1 rRNA gene is annotated in these 208 nt (G+C 38.9%); it reads left to right on the plus strand.

Features of this window, described 5'->3' with window-relative positions:
* Positions 1–52: ribosomal RNA gene (locus WA325_RS21375) — 16S ribosomal RNA — on the plus strand; the annotation flags it as partial.
* Between the last annotated feature and the right edge of the window lie 156 nt (positions 53–208).

Genomic DNA, 208 nt, shown 5'->3' on the forward strand with positions numbered 1-208 from the left:
GAAGTCGTAACAAGGTAGCCGTATCGGAAGGTGCGGCTGGATCACCTCCTTTCTAAGGATATTTACGGAATATAAGACCTTGGGTCTTATAAACAGAACGTTCCCTGTCTTGTTTAGTTTTGAAGGATCATTCCTTCGAAACGTGTTCTTTGAAAACTAGATAACAGTAGACATCACATTCAATTAGTAACACAAGATATCACATAGT

It is taken from the genome of Bacillus sp. 205(2023) (assembly GCF_037027485.1).
In the GTDB taxonomy this organism is placed as follows: Bacteria; Bacillota; Bacilli; order Bacillales; family Bacillaceae; genus Bacillus; species Bacillus halotolerans.